Consider the following 18317-nt stretch of genomic DNA (forward strand, 5'->3'; position numbering starts at 1 on the left):
ACAAATAATGACGACTCAAATGTACTATAACAATGATGCAAATCCAGCGTATTTACAAGGAAAAACAATCGCAATCGTAGGTTACGGTTCACAAGGACACGCACATGCGCAAAACTTACGTGACAGCGGATATAAAGTAATCATCGGTCTTCGTAAAGGTGGATCTTGGGATAAAGCAGTAGCAGATGGTTTTGAAGTATATTCAGTTAAAGAAGCAGTTGAACAAGCTGATGTAATTCAAATCTTATTACCAGATGAAATGCAACCAAAAGTATATAACGAAGAAATCAAACCAGGTCTTACTGCTGGTAAAGCACTAATGTTTGCTCATGGTTTCAACATTCATTTCACTCAAATCGTTGCTCCTGCAGATGTAGACGTTCTACTAGTTGCACCAAAAGGTCCAGGACATCTTGTACGTAGAACATATGAGCAAGGAGCAGGTGTACCAGCTTTATTCGCTATCTATCAAGACGTAACAGGTAACACAAGAGAGCTTGCATTAGCTTATGCATACGGTATCGGTGCACTTCGTGCAGGTGCTCTTGAAACTACATTCAGAGAAGAAACTGAAACAGATCTATTCGGTGAGCAAGCAGTACTTTGCGGTGGATTAAGTGCTCTTGTAAAAGCTGGTTTCGAAACATTAACAGAAGCTGGTTACAAACCAGAACTTGCTTACTTCGAATGTTTACATGAATTAAAACTAATCGTTGACCTTATGTATGAAGGTGGATTAGAAAACATGAGATATTCAATCTCTGATACAGCTCAGTGGGGAGATTTCGTAGCAGGACCACGTATCATCACTGATTCAGTAAAAGCTGAAATGAAAAACGTTTTAACTGATATTCAAGAAGGTCGTTTCGCTAAAGGTTGGATTCTTGAAAACCAAGCTAACCGTCCAGAATTCAATTCTATTAATAGAAGAGAAAATGAACATCCGATCGAAGTAGTTGGTCGTGAGCTTCGTAAAATGATGCCTTTCGTACAACCTCAAAAGCAAAAAGAAGTTGTAGCAGCTGCGAAAAAATAATTTTTTGACACAAAGTTGTGCGATGAACTGCTATCAGAATTGGATTTTTATCATTCTATGAAGTTAGGAATCGCCAAATAACTTAAGCGTCTAGGCGTTAGTGTGATAGGAGGCTGGTTATCCAGCCACTTCACCTGACGACGAGGCTTAGTACAAGATGTGTAAATTGATAACAAGAAACTATCGATTTAATATACTCATTCAGACAAGAGGAGCTGTCTCGTATGGATAAAGTAATTACCGTTTTGCCAGGTGACGGAATTGGAAAGGAAGTTACGAAGGGAGCTATTGAAGTTCTCGAAGCGATTGCTGAAAGATACGGGCATTCTTTTCAGTTTGAATATGGTCTAATTGGCGGAACAGCTATTGATGAAACTGGTTCTCCACTTCCTGATGAAACATTGGAGAAATGTAGAAAAAGCGATGCAATTCTATTAGGCTCAGTTGGTGGTCCTAAATGGGATAAAAATCCTTCTCATTTACGTCCTGAAGTAGGACTCTTAAAAATTCGTAAAGAATTAAATTTGTATGCAAATTTAAGACCGATAACGTTTTTTAAAAGTCTTGCTGAAGCATCACCTTTAAAACCAGAGAATATTGAAGGTGTAGATTTATTAATCGTTCGTGAGTTAACAGGTGGACTTTATTTCGGAAAACCTAGTGAAAGACAAACTCGTGACGGTAAGGAAGCGGCAGTGGATACATTATTCTATACTCGTGAAGAAATGACAAAGATTATTAGATTAGCTTTTGAGCTTGCTAATAATCGACGAAAAAAAGTTTCTTCAGTCGACAAAGCAAATGTATTAGAAACAAGTAAGCTTTGGAGAGAAGTAGTTGAAGAAGTAGCTCAGGATTTCCCTGAAGTAGAAGTAGAACATGTACTAGTTGATAATGCAGCGATGCAACTTATTACAAACCCAAGAAGATTTGACGTTGTTGTAACAGAGAATATGTTTGGGGATATCTTAAGTGATGAAGCATCTGTTCTTACAGGATCTTTAGGAATGCTTCCATCTGCTAGTTTATCCTATACAGGTTTAAATCTATATGAGCCAATTCATGGTTCAGCTCCTGATATCGCAGGGCAAAATATTGCTAACCCGTTAGCAACAATATTATCTGCAGCTTCTATGCTTCGTCTTTCTTTCGGTTTAGAGGAAGAAGCGCAAGCTATTGAACATGCTGTTAATAATGTTTTAGACCTGGGTTATCGTACAAAGGATATTTCGGCTACAGGCTCTAAAGTGCTTACAACAGACGAAATGGTAGCAGAGGTAAAAGCTTCAATTCTTGACCGTGAAGCCATTTCAAATATTATGTCAGCTTATAAATAATGTATAAAAGACACGACGTGAATATGAGCGCGTGTCTTTTATTTCAAATAAGATGAGGAGGGGAATTATGGGCAAGTCTATTATAGAGAAAATTTGGGAAAATCATATCGTAAGCAGAGAGAGCAACAAACCTGACTTACTATATATTGACATGCACTATATTCATGAGGTAACGTCTCCGCAAGCGTTTGAAGGAATTCGTGTAAAAGGGCGTAAAGTAAGACGTCCAGATAAAACGTTTGCGACTATGGATCATAATGTACCTACAGTAAATAAATATGTCATTCACGATGAGGTTGCGAAGAACCAATTACAAGCGTTAGAGACAAATACAAAAGAGTTTGGGATTCAATTAGCAGACTTAGATAGTCCAGAGCAAGGTATTGTTCACGTTATTGGACCTGAGCTTGGTATTACAAAACCAGGTATGACCATTGTTTGTGGTGATAGCCACACATCTACACACGGGGCGTTTGGTGCTCTTGCATTTGGTATTGGTACGAGCGAGGTAGAACATGTATTAGCAACTCAAACTCTATGGCAAACAACACCGAAAACATTAAAGTTAGAAATTACAGGTGAACTTGGCGCTGGTGTAACAGCTAAGGACGTTATTCTTTATGTAATTGCTAAATTTGGTGTAAATTTCGGTACAGGCCATGTTATTGAATATTGTGGAGATGTCATTCGCAATATGTCTATGGAAGAAAGAATGACTGTGTGTAATATGTCTATCGAGGGTGGAGCAAGAGCAGGTCTTGTAAGTCCAGATGAAACGACTTTCTCTTATTTACGTGGTAGAAAGTATGCACCTAAAGCAGAGGAATTTAATGCATATGTTGCTAAGTGGCAAGCGTTAGCGAGTGATGAAGATGCTACATATGATTCTGTTATTACAATAGAAGGAAAAGATATTTCACCGATGGTTAGTTGGGGAACAAACCCTGGTATGTGTAGTGCAGTAACAGAAAACGTACCATTACTTGCTGATCAACAAACAGAATCTAAAAAAGATGAATTAGATAGAGCGTTATCTTATATGGGTTTACAAGAAGGAATGGCAATTACAGATATCGATGTTCAACATGTATTCATTGGTTCTTGTACAAATTCTCGAATTGAAGATTTACGTGCTGCGGCAGAAGTTGTCAAAGGAAGACATGTAAAGGACTCAGTTAGAGCAATGATTGTTCCTGGTTCTCAAAGTGTTAAAAAGCAAGCTGAAGCTGAAGGATTAGCTCAAGTTTTTGAAGATGCAGGCTTTGAATGGCGTGAATCGGGATGTAGTATGTGCTTAAGTATGAACCCTGATGTTGTACCTTCAGGTGAACACTGTGCATCTACATCTAATCGAAACTTTGAAGGTCGCCAAGGGCAAGGAGCAAGAACTCATCTTGTTAGTCCGGCAATGGCAGCAGCGGCAGCAATCTATGGTAAGTTTGTCGATGTTCGTAATTTACCAGCAGATCAACTAGCGTAACAATATATGTTCTTGGAGGTGTAAAAATGGAGCCAATTACTGTTTATAATGGAAAAGTAGCTGTTATCAATCGTGTTAATGTAGATACTGACCAAATTATCCCAAAACAATTCTTGAAACGTATTGAAAGAACTGGGTTTGGACAATTTTTATTTTACAACTGGCGTTTTAATGAAGATGGATCTGAGAATAAGGACTTTGAATTAAATCAACCGAAAGCACAAGGTGCTAGTATTCTAGTAGCTGGAGATAATTTTGGTTGTGGCTCTTCTCGTGAGCATGCGCCATGGTCATTATATGATTATGGATATAAAGTGGTTATTTCATCTTCTTTTGCAGATATTTTTCATCAAAACTGTCTAAAAAATGGTATGCTGCCAATTAAATTAACAGCAAGTGAACTTGAATTGTTAATGACGAAAGCTGAGAATGCTGATGATTATGTACTTGAGGTTGATCTTCCAAATCAAAAGGTAAGTGATAACCAAGGCTTTGAAGCTTCTTTCGAAATTCATCCATATTGGAAAGAGATGCTTGTTAATGGATGGGATGAAATTTCGATTACACTGCAATATGATGAGAAGATTAAGGAATATGAGAAACAAGTGGATGGGGTAACAATTTAATCGATTTATAATAAAGGGTTGTTTGAAAAGTGATAGTAGATTACTTTTTAAACAACCTTTTTCGTTTTTGCTTTCGTATATCTAACCTTACACCTGACACACTTGGTCGTAAGCCAATCTGTTTTGAAAATCTAAAGCAGGTTTTCAAGAACAGCTCGTCTTAAGCCTGCCGTGTGTCTCCTTTTTGATTGGAGCTAAAACAAGAAGCAAATTCTAAAACAAAAAGGACCGGTGACGGTTTTTTTATTGTCTAGCTACAGCGCCCAGCTCCTAGTGGACTTCACCATTCTCCCTACGATAAGTCAACATTGAATCAACTATCGTCTCTTCGTGCTGTCTAATTCCGAACGCCATCGGCTCGAGGTCATAAGTCACTCAGTCCAGAAGGTTAAAAGTGACCTTCTAGCCAGCTTGTCTTATGCTTGTCACCGATAAACGGGCGCTCTCCACATTTCGGTTTTTTCTTTATCGAAAGGAAGAGGGCTCCAGTCCATACGGAGCTAAACGGGCGCTTCCGCTTTTCTAATAAATTTGGTTTCATGGTTAGAACGTGTTACACTTGGGAAAAACATGAAGATTCAAGGCGGAGTGTAGGATGAAGGATGAAAATAAGACTGCTAAAATTATTCCTTTTCCGGGATTAGCGAGCAGATTAGTAGAAAAGGGTATGGATGCTATAGTAAATAAAGATTTTCGAGAAGCAGCTGAGCTTTTGTACCAAGCTGTAGAAATAGATGAAAATGATTCGAATGCCCAATTTGGATTAGTGGTAGCATTAGTGGAGTTAGGTAAATATCGAGATGCTAAAGTGTATTGTCATCAGTTGCTTCAAAAGGGAATTGGCGATTATTTTAAATTGATGGAAATGTATGTTATGATTTTGCTTGAACTTAATGAGTATGAAGAAATGGCATCGACTATTAGCATGCTTTTAGATGAAAATCAGGTTCCGTTTGATAAGGAAGAACAATTTGAAAAGATGTTAGAATTCAGCCATCGAATGATTAGTGAACAACCTGATAATAATTTCGAAGAAGAAATTGCTGAAGGACATCTTGATTTACTCACTAAATCTAATCAAGAGCAGTTAATGATTATATCAAAGCTAAAAGATGATAATGCTAGGAAATATTTAGGTGAGATTAATAACTACTTGCAATCTGAAGAAGGGCATCCTTTTTTGAAAACGATGTTATTGCTAATTTTGAAGGAACAGGAAGTTTTAGAGGAATGTATCGTAAATAAATTCTCAAAATGTAAACCAGTTGTTCCTGGTTTATTAGAAGATGTACATAGTCGTCCGTTCTATGTTGAAACGGAGAAGCATTTAGAAAACGTTCTAGAACATCAAAATCCTTCGATGTTACAATTAGTACAGCAGTTACTGGAACGAAGTCAATTTCTTTTATACCCGATGGAGCCTGAAGGTGATTTTGAGAGCTGGGCAGCTGCTTTTCATATTTTAGCTGAACAATATCAAGGTATTACCTCTAGTGAAACGGAAATTATGGAACTATATAATGGTGAAATAGTAAAATTGAAAGATGCGCTAGCGGTTATTCAACATATAGAAGAAATTTCTTCTTTATAATATTTAAGCTTATGGTGTTGAAACACAGGTAAGCTGTGATATAATGTAATGGTTGTGAAGAGTCAGTTACCACAATTTACAATGTTACAAAATAGTAAAATTGAGAGTATTTTATGTGATTAAACAAGGATATCTCAAACAAAATTGTAGTAAAACAATTAATTTAATAGATGCTCTGGAGGGAAACACATGTCTGCAAAATGGGAAAAGTTAGAAGGGAACCGTGGGGTTCTTACTGTTGAAGTAGCAGCAGATAAAGTAAGCGAAGGTTTAGACGCTGCATTCAAAAAGGTAGTAAAACAAATTAATGTACCAGGTTTCCGTAAAGGAAAAATGCCTCGTCAAATGTTCGAACAACGTTTTGGCGTAGAATCATTATATCAAGATGCATTAGATTTCATTCTTCCTGAAGCTTATGCAAACGCTGTTGTTGAAGCTGGAATCGATCCTGTAGATCGCCCAGAAATCGATGTTGAAAACATGGCTAAAGGTGAAACTTTAGTATTCAAAGCTACTGTAACTGTTAAGCCTGAAGTTAAATTAGGCGAGTACAAAGGCTTAGAAGTTGAAGCTGTAAGCGTTGAAGTAACTGAAGAAGATGTAAACAACGAATTAGCTAAAATGCAACAACGTTTTGCTGAATTAGTTGTTAAAGAAGAAGGTAAAGCTGAAAATGGTGATACTGTTGTAATCGATTTTGAAGGATTCGTTGATGGCGAAGCTTTCGAAGGTGGAAAAGCTGAGAACTATTCATTAGAATTAGGTTCTAACTCTTTCATCCCAGGATTCGAAGAGCAAGTTGTAGGTCTTGAAGCTGGTCAAGAAAAAGATATCGAAGTTTCTTTCCCTGCTGAGTACCATGCAGCTGAGCTTGCTGGTAAGCCTGCAGTATTTAAAATCAAACTTCACGAAATCAAAACAAAGCAACTTCCTGAGTTAGATGATGAGTTTGCTAAAGATGCAGATGAAGAAGTAGAAACACTTGCTGCATTAAAAGAAAAAACTCAAAAGAACTTAGAAGAAAGCAAAAAAGTTGAAGCTGAAAACACTGTTCGTGATTCAGTATTAGAACAAGCTTCAGCTAACGCTGAAATCGATGTTCCTGAAGTTATGGTTGAAACTGAAGTTGATCGTATGGTTCAAGAGTTCGAACAACGCTTATCAATGCAAGGTATGAACTTAGAGCTTTACTTCCAATTCTCAGGTCAAGACGAAGCTGCTCTTAAAGGACAAATGAAAGAAGAAGCTGAAAAACGCGTTCGTATGAATCTTGTTCTTGAAGCAATCGTTAAAGCAGAAAACATCGAAGTATCTGAAGAAGATGTAAATGCTGAAATCGCTAAAATGGCTGAAATGTACAACATGGATGTTGAAAACATCAAGAAAGCTTTAGGAAGCTTAGAAGGCCTTCAAGCTGACTTAGCAGTACGTAAAGCAGTTGACTTCCTTGTTGAAAACAGCAAGCAAGCTTAATTTTATTAAATAAAACATATTAACAAGGCGCGATTTTTTCGTGCCTTGTTTTGTATAATTTAAAGTATGCTTTTACAATTTCTAGAATACTTTGATTAGTAAAGAGAAATATTATGAATTTGAATGTTTCTTTATTGATTTTTTATTATAATAAGTGTAGATTATTTTTAATACCGCTAATATCTGTCTAAACTTTTAGGGAGTTTAAGTTTGTTTTAACGTTATCAGGGAAATATACATACATAAAGTAGTTCTTTTTTATTTTCTATATGGAAAAGCATTTTATTTTTTTATTTATTGGATAAAATGATACAATGCAAAACATATAGAGCTAAGTATTAGTACATATAGTTTTTCTGTAATCCTTAAGGCAATATCGTTTTTACACGACTATTCCATTATTTTAAAGGGGTGAAGCACATGTTTAAATTTAATGACGAGAAAGGGCATCTGAAGTGTTCTTTCTGTGGAAAAACGCAGGAACAAGTTCGTAAGCTTGTTGCAGGGCCTGGCGTTTATATTTGCGACGAGTGCATCGAATTGTGCACGGAGATCGTTGAAGAGGAATTAGGAACAGAAGAAGAAGTTGAATTTAAAGATGTTCCGAAGCCGCATGAAATTAGAGAGATTTTAGATGAATATGTAATTGGACAAAGTCAAGCGAAGAAATCATTGGCTGTAGCTGTATATAATCATTATAAACGAATTAACTCTAATAGTAAGATTGACGAAGTAGAGCTAGCAAAGAGTAATATTGCGTTAATTGGACCAACAGGTAGCGGTAAGACATTACTTGCTCAAACATTAGCGAGACTTTTGAATGTTCCATTTGCTATTGCCGATGCAACTTCATTAACAGAGGCTGGTTATGTTGGGGAAGATGTAGAGAATATCTTATTAAAGCTAATTCAAGCAGCTGATTATGATGTGGAAAAAGCTGAAAAAGGTATTATTTACATTGATGAAATCGATAAAGTAGCTCGTAAATCTGAAAACCCATCTATTACTCGTGATGTATCAGGTGAAGGTGTGCAACAGGCGTTGTTAAAAATTCTTGAAGGCACAGTAGCAAGCGTTCCGCCTCAAGGTGGGCGTAAGCATCCACACCAAGAGTTCATTCAAATCGATACTACAAATATTTTATTTATTTGTGGTGGGGCATTTGATGGAATCGAACCAATTATTAAACGTCGTTTAGGACAAAAGGTAATTGGATTTGGTGCTGATAATAAGAAGAGCGATGTAGCTGAAAAAGACTTATTATCTAAGCTTCTTCCAGAAGATTTATTACGCTTCGGTTTAATTCCAGAGTTTGTAGGTCGTCTTCCGGTAATTGCGAACTTAGAACAATTAGATGAAGCAGCACTTGTTGAAATTTTAACGAAGCCGAAAAACGCTTTAGTTAAACAATATCAAAAAATGCTTGAACTAGATGATGTAGAATTGGATTTTGAAGATGAAGCACTTGTTGAAATTGCGAAGAAAGCAATTGAAAGAAAAACAGGAGCTCGTGGACTACGTTCTATTATCGAAGGCATTATGCTTGATTTAATGTTCGACTTACCTTCTCGTGATGATATTCAAAAATGTATTATTACGAAAGATACGGTGGTAGACAATAAATCACCTAAGTTAATCTTGAAGGATGGCACTATTGTCATTGGCGAAGGAACGAAAACATCTGCATAATAGCAGGTATATATTGATAATACAATCAAAAGGTTGTACTGAGAGTTGTAAGTAACTTTCGGTACAACCTTTTTTTCTTTTTTATACGGTTAATTTTTACAAGAAAAGGTGATACTAGGCTATATAAGAAATAGCTGAATATATGCTCTATAGATTGAACGTTTTGTAGTAAAGCGTAAATAAGCGAAGTGTTTTTAGGTATGATTCTACAGTGTATATGACTTATAGATTACATAGCCTTTTATTATGCACTTGACAAACTAGGTATTCTTTTCAGGAGGGAAGGCAATGAGTTGGACAACTATTATCATTATCGTACAGCTTTTTTTCGGAGTTGTGATTGGAATGTACTTCTTGAATCTTTTGAAAGGACAGAGAGCGCACAAGGTAACCATTGATCGAGAATCAAGGAAAGAGATGGAGCATTTAAAAAAGATGAGATCCATTCGATTATCTGAGCCACTTGCTGAAAAGGTTAGACCAGCAAGCTTTAAAGAAATTATTGGTCAAGAAGATGGTATTAAATCATTAAAAGCTGCACTTTGTGGCCCTAATCCACAACATGTTATTATTTATGGGCCTCCTGGAGTTGGGAAAACAGCTGCAGCAAGACTAGTATTGGAAGAAGCGAAAAAAGTGGAGAAATCTCCATTTGGTGCATCGTCGGTCTTTGTTGAGCTAGATGCTACAACTGCTCGGTTTGATGAAAGAGGAATTGCAGACCCGTTAATTGGTTCCGTTCATGATCCGATATATCAAGGAGCAGGGGCGATGGGACAGGCAGGGATTCCACAACCGAAACAAGGCGCTGTTTCTAATGCTCATGGTGGTGTGCTTTTCATTGATGAAATTGGTGAATTACATCCAATACAAATGAATAAGTTATTAAAGGTGTTAGAGGATCGTAAAGTGTTTTTTGAAAGCGCTTATTACTCTGAAGAAAATCAGCAAATCCCAGCACATATTCATGACATTTTCCAAAATGGATTACCAGCGGATTTTCGATTAATTGGTGCAACTACAAGAACACCTAATGAAATTCCTCCAGCTATACGTTCTCGTTGTATGGAAGTGTTTTTCCGAGAGCTAGAGCCTGAGGAAGTCATAGCAGTTGCGAGTAATGCTGCAAATAAGATTGGTTTGAAAGCTAGTGACGCAGGCCTTAACTTTCTAGCTAAATATGCTAGGAATGGAAGAGAAGCTGTAAATATGGTTCAAATTGCAGCAGGGCTAGCTATTACAGATAACAGAGATACATTGAAAGACGAAGAGATTGAATGGATTGTCCAAAGTAGTCAACTAAGTCCTCGTATGGATAAGAAAATTGGCCCTCAATCAAAAATTGGGTTAATTAATGGTTTGGCTGTATACGGTCCTAATAGTGGAGCGCTACTTGAAATAGAAGTCACGGTTATTCCAACAAAAGAAAAAGGAACCATTACTATAACAGGTATTGTAGAAGAAGAGAGCATTGGTGGAAGTGGCAAATCTATTCGTAGAAAAAGTATGGCTCGCGGTTCGATTGAAAATGTAGTCACGGTGTTACGTTCGATGGGAGTACCTGCTGATTCATTTGATATTCATGTGAATTTTCCAGGAGGAATACCGATTGATGGACCATCGGCAGGTATTGCGATGGCTACGGGGATTTATTCTGCTATTTACAAGATTCCTGTACAAAAGACGGTTGCAATGACAGGAGAGATTAGTATTCATGGTGGGGTGAAACCAATTGGAGGAATTTACCCGAAAGTGAAGGCAGCCTTGCAAGCAGGAGCCAAAACAGTCATTATTCCAAAAGAAAATATGCAAAATATGTTGAAAGATTTCCGTGATATTGAGATTATACCTGTGACACATTTTAAAGAAGTGCTTGAATATGCATTGAAAAAAGACTTAAAAGCAAATGAACATTTACCAGAGTTAAATATCTTACCGAGAGAAAATTTACTATAGAAATCGATAATCTTAGTACATTTTATCCTGGAGGAAAAAGATGGCTGATTCTTTTTTTAGAATCGGTCTTTTTGCGTAATTATCTTGTTGTTTTTAGGGTAAAACAAATTATAGAGTAGTGTTTTCCTATTAAGTAAAGTTTGTGTTTTTATGCGTTTTTCCGCTTAGCAGTAAACTAATAGACACTTGTCACTATTTAAGTTAGAATTGTTAAAAGACTGTATACATCTATAGAAATGCATGGAGTAATGCACTTTATTTGGAGGTGTTAGGTATGACTAACAATAATGAAATCATCGTTCCCCTCCTTCCATTAAGAGGACTAATTGTATACCCAACAATGGTTTTACATTTAGATGTAGGACGAGAAAAATCCATTCAAGCTTTAGAGAAAGCGATGGTAGAAGATCATCAAATCTTTTTGACAACACAAGTAGATACTTCTATACAAGATCCAGATGAGGATGATATCTATAATATCGGTACATTGACAAAAGTTAAACAAATGTTAAAGCTTCCGAACGGAACAATTCGTGTCTTAGTCGAAGGATTAGAAAGAGCGGAAATTGTTTCTTATATTGATCATGATACATATGCAGCTGTTTCATTGCGTACTTTCCCAGACTCAGTTGAAAAAGATGCTGAGCATCAAGCATTAATGAGAACACTGTTATCTTCATTTAAGCAATACATAAAAATGTCTAAAAAGAATGCGACTGAAACGTATTCGGCGACAGCTGATATTGAAGAACCAGGTCGGTTAGCAGATATTGTAACATCACATTTGCCATTGCAAGTGAAGGACAAACAAGAAGTATTAGAAGCAATTGATGTAAAAAATCGCTTAACGAAAGTTATTGATTTCATTAATAATGAACGTGAAATTCTTCAATTAGAAAAGAAGATTGGTGAGCGTGTGAAGCGTTCTATGGAAAGAACGCAAAAAGAATACTACTTACGTGAACAAATGAAGGCGATTCAGAAGGAATTAGGAGATAAAGAAGGAAAAACCGGTGAGGTAAGTGTACTAACTGAGAAAATTAAAGAAGCTGGTATGCCGGAAAATGTAGAAAAGACAGCATTGAAGGAATTAGATCGATATGAGAAGATTCCATCCAGTTCAGCTGAAAGCTCAGTTATCCGCACATATATTGATTGGTTAATTGCACTTCCTTGGTCAAATGCAACAAAAGATGACCATAATCTTAAAAAAGCTGAACGCATTCTTAATGAAGAGCATTATGGTCTTGAAAAAGTGAAGGAGCGTGTGTTGGAATATTTAGCGGTTCAACAGCTAACGAAATCACTAAAAGGTCCTATTTTATGCTTAGCAGGCCCTCCCGGTGTTGGTAAAACAAGTCTTGCTAAATCAATTGCTTCTTCTTTAAATAGAAATTTTGTACGTGTATCACTTGGTGGTGTTCGTGATGAATCTGAGATTCGTGGTCATCGTAGAACGTATGTTGGCGCAATGCCAGGACGTATCATTCAAGGGATGAAAAAAGCTGGAACTATTAACCCAGTGTTCCTATTAGATGAAATAGATAAAATGTCGAATGATTTTAGAGGGGATCCTTCATCAGCTATGCTTGAAGTGTTAGACCCAGAACAAAATCATACATTTAGTGACCATTATATTGAAGAAACATATGATTTATCGAATGTTATGTTTATCGCTACTGCGAATAATTTAGCAACAATTCCAGGTCCGTTACGTGATCGTATGGAGATTATTACGATTGCAGGTTATACGGAGCTTGAAAAAATGCATATTGCGAAAGAGCATTTGTTGTCAAAGCAAATTGAAAATCATGGCTTGAAAAAGACACAGCTACAAATCAAGGAAGATGCTATTCTTAGTATCGTTCGTTATTATACACGTGAAGCAGGTGTACGTAGCTTAGAGCGTCAACTTGCAAGCGTCTGTCGTAAAACAGCTAAAATCATCGTTTCTGGTGATAAGAAACGAGTTACTATTACAGATAAGAATATCGAGGAATTTTTAGGTAAAAAACAATTTCACTATGGTCAAGCTGAAAAAAATGATACAGTAGGAGTTGCGACTGGGCTTGCTTACACAACAGTAGGTGGAGATACGTTGCAAATCGAAGTGTCTTTATCATCAGGAAAAGGTAAACTTTCTTTAACTGGTAAGCTTGGTGATGTGATGAAGGAATCTGCACAAGCAGCTTTAACATGTGTTCGTTCAAAAGCGGCTGAGTTAGGAATTGATGAGAACTTCTATGAGAAGTACGATATTCATATTCATGTTCCTGAAGGTGCAGTGCCGAAGGATGGTCCTTCAGCAGGAATTACCATGGCAACTGCCATTGTTTCAGCTCTTACAGGAAAACCAATTCGTAAGGAAGTAGGTATGACTGGAGAAATAACGTTAAGAGGTCGTGTTTTACCGATTGGTGGACTGAAAGAGAAAACATTAAGTGCTCATAGAGCAGGATTAACGACGATTATCCTTCCTAAAGAGAACGAAAAAGACATAGATGATATTCCAGAAAGCATTCGTAAAGAATTAAGCTTTCATCCTGTGTCAAGCATCGATGAAGTGCTAGAGCTAGCATTAGTAGGAGGTAAATAAATGAAAATTACAAGCGCAGAGATTGTTATAAGCGCTGTGAGAAAAGAGCAATATCCTGAAGGGGATTTGCCAGAGTTTGCATTAGCAGGGCGCTCGAATGTAGGTAAGTCTTCATTCATAAATAAAATGCTTAATCGCAAAAGTTTGGCAAGAACATCTTCTAAACCAGGAAAAACACAAACATTAAATTTCTTTATCATAAATGAAGAATTTCACTTTGTAGATGTACCTGGATATGGATATGCAAAAGTTTCTAAGTCAGAGAGAGCTGCTTGGGGTAAAATGATTGAAACATATTTAACTTCAAGAGAACAACTGAAAGCAGCATTATTAATTGTAGATTTACGCCATCCGCCAACGAAAGATGATGTAATGATGTATGATTTCTTTAAGCATCATGAGATTCCAGTAATCGTGATTGCCACGAAAGCGGATAAAATTCCGAAAGGTAAATGGCAGAAACATTTGAAGATTACAAAGGAAACGTTAGATTTAGAAAAAGGCGACGAGATTATTCTTTTCTCATCTGAAACAGGTCAAGGTAAAGATGTGGCTTGGAATGCTCTTGCGGCACGAATGAAATAATAAGAAAAGCCGTCACCGATATATTGATTTTAAAGTGAAAAAGGGGCTGTCCGAAAAGTAATTTTTAACTACTTTTCGGACAGCCCTTTTTCACATAACTATTTTTTCTTTATTAATAAGGCAATACCGATTCCGACCAGTAAAAAAGGCCAGAAGGAAAGAACTGAATCTATACCGGTTCCTAGTGTTCCTAAAAGGCTTGAGGCTTTCTCGTTAAATAGCAGTAAAATGGATATTATAAGCATTAAGATGCCTGGAATAGAGCTTGTTTTGGATTTTCGAGATTGAAGTAAAAAGCCTAATGAGATAATAAGGATAAAAACACCGATTTCATTAGGCCATACAGAAAAGTAGTGTGTAATATGAAAATGCAATCCAAAGCCAAAGAGTATAACACCAGGAAGAATGGCTTCGCTGTTGTTTGCTTTATATGACTGTACTAAGAATGCAATTCCTACAATACATAATAATGTCGGCCAAGTATAAAAGGTTGGGAATACTTCAATGCTTGATTGATTAAGAAAAAAATAAATACCAAAAAGAATTAAAGTGGTTGCTGCAAATAGATTCCGTGAATTCATATCATTACCAAACCTTCTTTCAAATCAAAGTACTTGAAGATACATGTCGATTTTGTTACGTTATTACTTAGTAATAATTATTATATAATAAGTTAAAATATTATCATTATATATTCCATAGTAGCATAGCATGTCAAGATATGTTCAAATTTTTGGAACTGTTTGAATAATTAACGTGTTATAATATAGTTTAAATAACTATGTAATTTTTTTCGTGGGGGTGCGAACAAAAGGATGCATATACTAGCAGTTGGATTAAATTATAAGACTGCCCCTGTTGAGATTCGAGAGCGCTTATCATTCAATGAGGCCGAACTTGCAGATGCAATGATTGCATTACAAAAGAAGAAAAGCATATTAGAAAATATAATTATTTCAACATGTAATCGTACAGAAATATATGCTGTTGTGGATCAAATTCATACAGGTCGGTATTATATTAAAGAATTTTTATCTCAATGGTTTGATTTACCTGCAGAAGACTTTTCTCCATATTTATTCATCTATTCGGCAGATCAAGCTGTGGATCATTTATTCCAAGTTAGCTGTGGCTTAAATTCAATGATTCTAGGCGAAACACAAATTCTTGGTCAAGTACGCTCAAGCTTTGCGTTAGCTCAACAAGAGGAAACGATTGGTACCGTATTTAATCAATTATTTAAACAGGCAGTAACTTTAGCAAAAAGAGCACATTCTGAGACGGAAATTAATACGAATGCTGTTTCTGTAAGCTATGCAGCAGTAGAATTGGCTAAGAAGATTTTCGGTAACTTGCATAATAAAAATGTTCTAGTTATCGGTGCGGGTAAGATGGGTGAACTCGCTATTCAAAATTTATATAGTGCAGGTGCTAAAAAAGTATCTGTTATTAATCGTACACATGAAAAAGCACTTGTTTTAGCTAAGAAATTTGATGGTAAAGCAAAGGAGCTTCGCGAACTACAATGTGCATTAGTGGAAGCGGATATTGTCATTTCTTCCACAGGGTCTAAAGAATACGTCATTACAAAAGATTCAATGTCATATGTTAATCAAATGCGTAAAGGTCGCCCTATTTTCATGGTTGATATTGCAGTGCCAAGGGATTTAGATCCTGCTTTATCTGAAATGGAAAGCGTATTCTTATATGATATAGATGATTTAGAAGGTATTGTCGAAGCGAATTTACAAGAGCGTAAAATAGCAGCAGAAGCTATCTTGATGATGGTGGAAGCAGAGATTGTTGAATTTAACAATTGGTTAAATATGCTTGGTGTCGTTCCGGTTATTTCAGCATTGCGAGAAAAGGCACTTTCTATTCAAGCAGAAACGATGGAAAGCTTAGAAAGAAAATTACCTCAATTATCGGATCGTGAGAGAAAAATTATTAGTAAGCATACAAAAAGTATTATCAATCAAATGTTAAAAGATCCGGTACTATATGCAAAAGAATTAGCCGGACAAAAAAATCGTGAAGACGCACTTAAAGGATTTGTGCAAACATTTAATATTGAACACTTAGTAGAAACGCAAACAGCTAAACAAAACAAGGTTCGTTCTTCTAAAATAAAAGAGCTAAAAGCTATCGTAGTTGAAGCGTAAGTGGGGATATTTATATGCTTGACATTTCAATGACAAGACTTCATGAAATGACAGTTGTCTTATATGCGTTAAGTGTACTTTTATATTTTGTTGATTTTCTTCATAATAACCAGAAAGCAAATAAGTTTGCTTTCTGGTTGCTTGCGATTGTTTGGTTTTTACAAACAATTTTTTTATTTCTGTACATGCAACAAACAGGTCGCTTCCCAGTATTAACGCTTTTTGAAGGTTTGTATTTTTATGTATGGGTACTAATTACCTTATCGCTTTGTATTAATAAGTTTCTTAAAACGGATTTCATTGTTTTTTTTACGAATGTACTCGGTTTTATTTTGATGGCCGTTCATACATTTGCTCCAGTACAATTTGAATCGAGGGTGCTTGCACAACAATTAATGTCAGAACTGCTACTGATTCATATTACAATGGCTATTCTTGCTTATGGTGCATTTACTCTATCATTCGTATTATCGATTCTATACTTAATACAGTATGATTTGTTGAAACGTAAGAAATGGGGAAAAAGGCTAATCCGATTAGGCGATCTTGCGAAGCTTGAACAATGGTCTTATCTATTAAATGTTATTGGTGTACCGATATTATTTTTTGGCTTAGTGCTCGGCATTCAATGGGCTAATATGAAATTGCCAGAGCTTAGTTGGTTTGATACGAAAGTAATCGGTTCTCTCGTTATGCTACTATGCTATAGTTTGTATATTTATGTAAGAGTAAGAAAACAAGTTTATGGCAGGCAACTAGCCTATTGGAATATTGCTTCCTTTTTGATTGTACTTATTAATTTCTTTTTATTTGGTAGTTTATCAGGTTTTCACTATTGGAATACGTAGGAGGCTATTATGCGAAAAATTATTGTTGGATCTAGAAGAAGTAAATTGGCACTTACACAAACGAATTGGGTTATTGATCAGTTGAAAGGGTTGAATTTACCTTTTGAATTTGAAGTGAAAGAGATTGTTACGAAAGGTGATCGAATTCTTGATGTAACTCTATCAAAAGTAGGTGGGAAAGGTTTGTTTGTAAAGGAAATTGAACAAGCTTTGCTCTCTAAAGAGATTGATATAGCTGTACATAGTATGAAAGATATGCCAGCTATTCTACCTGAAGATCTTACAATCGGTTGCATTCCAGAGAGAGAAGATCATCGTGATGTATTGATTTCAAAAGAAGGTCTAACTTTAGAAGAACTAAAACCTGGTTCTGTTGTTGGAACAAGTAGCTTAAGAAGAAGTGCACAAATATTAGCTAAACGACCAGACTTAGAAATTAAATGGATTCGTGGAAACATTGATACACGTGTACAAAAGCTAAAAGATGAAGATTATGATGCTATTATTCTAGCAGCAGCGGGTCTTTCAAGATTAGGCTGGAGTTCTGATGTGGTAACACAATATTTAGAGCCGGAGCTTTGTTTGCCTGCAGTAGGACAAGGGGCTTTATCTATTGAATGTCGTAGTGATGATGCCGAACTATTGGAAGGCTTAGCTCAATTCGCTTGTCCGTCTACGACGAAAACAGTAACTGCTGAAAGAGCATTTTTACATGCGATGGAAGGTGGCTGTCAAGTTCCAATCGCAGGTTTCGCAACAATGAATGAGAAAGAAGAAGTATCTCTAACAGCTTTAGTAGCTTCACCTGATGGGAAGATTATTTTACAAGAAAAAGTAAGTGGTGTAGATGCTGAAGCAGTAGGAAATGAAGCGGCTAAAGCTCTACAAGCTAGAGGTGCGCAAAAGTTAATTGATGACGTAAAAGTGGAGTTGTAAAT

At 36.3% G+C, this 18317-nt stretch carries 14 protein-coding genes; 13 read left to right on the forward strand and 1 reads right to left on the reverse strand.

Features of this window, described 5'->3' with window-relative positions:
* The first annotated feature begins 7 nt into the window (after positions 1-7).
* From ilvC to yihA, 10 genes are all read left to right on the forward strand, one after another.
* Positions 8-1036, forward strand: coding sequence for a ketol-acid reductoisomerase (gene ilvC / locus TX86_RS01275; protein ID WP_042345532.1), 1029 nt, complete (start codon positions 8-10; stop codon positions 1034-1036).
* Between the two features lie 224 nt (positions 1037-1260).
* Positions 1261-2373: a 3-isopropylmalate dehydrogenase gene (gene leuB, locus TX86_RS01280; protein ID WP_042345534.1), complete on the forward strand. Its 1113-nt coding sequence runs from the start codon at positions 1261-1263 to the stop codon at positions 2371-2373.
* Between the two features lie 67 nt (positions 2374-2440).
* A complete protein-coding gene (gene leuC / locus TX86_RS01285; protein WP_042345535.1) occupies positions 2441-3853 on the forward strand; it encodes a 3-isopropylmalate dehydratase large subunit in 1413 nt (470 codons plus the stop codon).
* Between the two features lie 26 nt (positions 3854-3879).
* Positions 3880-4479, forward strand: coding sequence for a 3-isopropylmalate dehydratase small subunit (gene leuD / locus TX86_RS01290; protein WP_042345537.1), 600 nt, complete (start codon positions 3880-3882; stop codon positions 4477-4479).
* Positions 4480-5074: 595 nt separating this feature from the next.
* Entirely contained in the window at positions 5075-6070 is a 996-nt protein-coding gene (locus TX86_RS01295) for a tetratricopeptide repeat protein (RefSeq protein ID WP_052343497.1), read from the forward strand.
* A gap of 189 nt (positions 6071-6259) precedes the next feature.
* The gene (gene tig / locus TX86_RS01300) at positions 6260-7543 is read left to right on the forward strand and encodes a trigger factor (RefSeq protein WP_042345539.1); all 1284 of its coding nucleotides are present in this window, start codon (positions 6260-6262) and stop codon (positions 7541-7543) included.
* A gap of 420 nt (positions 7544-7963) precedes the next feature.
* Positions 7964-9232, forward strand: coding sequence for an ATP-dependent protease ATP-binding subunit ClpX (gene clpX, locus TX86_RS01305; protein WP_042345541.1), 1269 nt, complete (start codon positions 7964-7966; stop codon positions 9230-9232).
* Between the two features lie 288 nt (positions 9233-9520).
* On the forward strand, positions 9521-11188 hold the full coding sequence (gene lonB, locus TX86_RS01310) for an ATP-dependent protease LonB (RefSeq protein WP_042345542.1): 1668 nt from the start codon (positions 9521-9523) through the stop codon (positions 11186-11188).
* Positions 11189-11462: 274 nt separating this feature from the next.
* Positions 11463-13784 carry an endopeptidase La gene (lon, locus tag TX86_RS01315; RefSeq protein WP_042345544.1) on the forward strand — a complete coding sequence of 774 codons (2322 nt, stop codon included), beginning with the start codon at positions 11463-11465 and terminating at the stop codon, positions 13782-13784.
* Entirely contained in the window at positions 13785-14369 is a 585-nt protein-coding gene (gene yihA, locus TX86_RS01320; protein ID WP_042345547.1) for a ribosome biogenesis GTP-binding protein YihA/YsxC, read from the forward strand.
* A gap of 98 nt (positions 14370-14467) precedes the next feature.
* Here yihA and TX86_RS01325 read toward each other — a convergent pair whose 3' ends face one another.
* Positions 14468-14950, reverse strand: a complete 483-nt coding sequence (locus TX86_RS01325; protein ID WP_042345548.1) for a LiaF transmembrane domain-containing protein — start codon at positions 14948-14950, stop codon at positions 14468-14470.
* A gap of 234 nt (positions 14951-15184) precedes the next feature.
* Between TX86_RS01325 and hemA the strand changes: the two genes are divergently transcribed.
* Genes hemA through hemC form a run of 3 tightly spaced genes read left to right on the forward strand, consistent with a single transcriptional unit; the run spans position 15185 to position 18315 of the window.
* Positions 15185-16531 (forward strand): glutamyl-tRNA reductase, encoded by a 1347-nt coding sequence (gene hemA, locus TX86_RS01330; RefSeq protein ID WP_042345550.1) that lies wholly within the window; start codon positions 15185-15187, stop codon positions 16529-16531.
* Positions 16532-16545: 14 nt separating this feature from the next.
* Positions 16546-17379 carry a cytochrome C assembly family protein gene (locus TX86_RS01335; RefSeq protein ID WP_042345552.1) on the forward strand — a complete coding sequence of 278 codons (834 nt, stop codon included), beginning with the start codon at positions 16546-16548 and terminating at the stop codon, positions 17377-17379.
* Between the two features lie 9 nt (positions 17380-17388).
* A complete protein-coding gene (gene hemC, locus TX86_RS01340; RefSeq protein ID WP_042345555.1) occupies positions 17389-18315 on the forward strand; it encodes a hydroxymethylbilane synthase in 927 nt (308 codons plus the stop codon).
* The last annotated feature ends 2 nt before the right edge of the window (positions 18316-18317 follow it).

Source organism: Bacillus massiliigorillae, assembly GCF_000380245.2.
GTDB lineage: Bacteria > Bacillota > Bacilli > Bacillales > DSM-1321 > Bacillus_AD > Bacillus_AD massiliigorillae.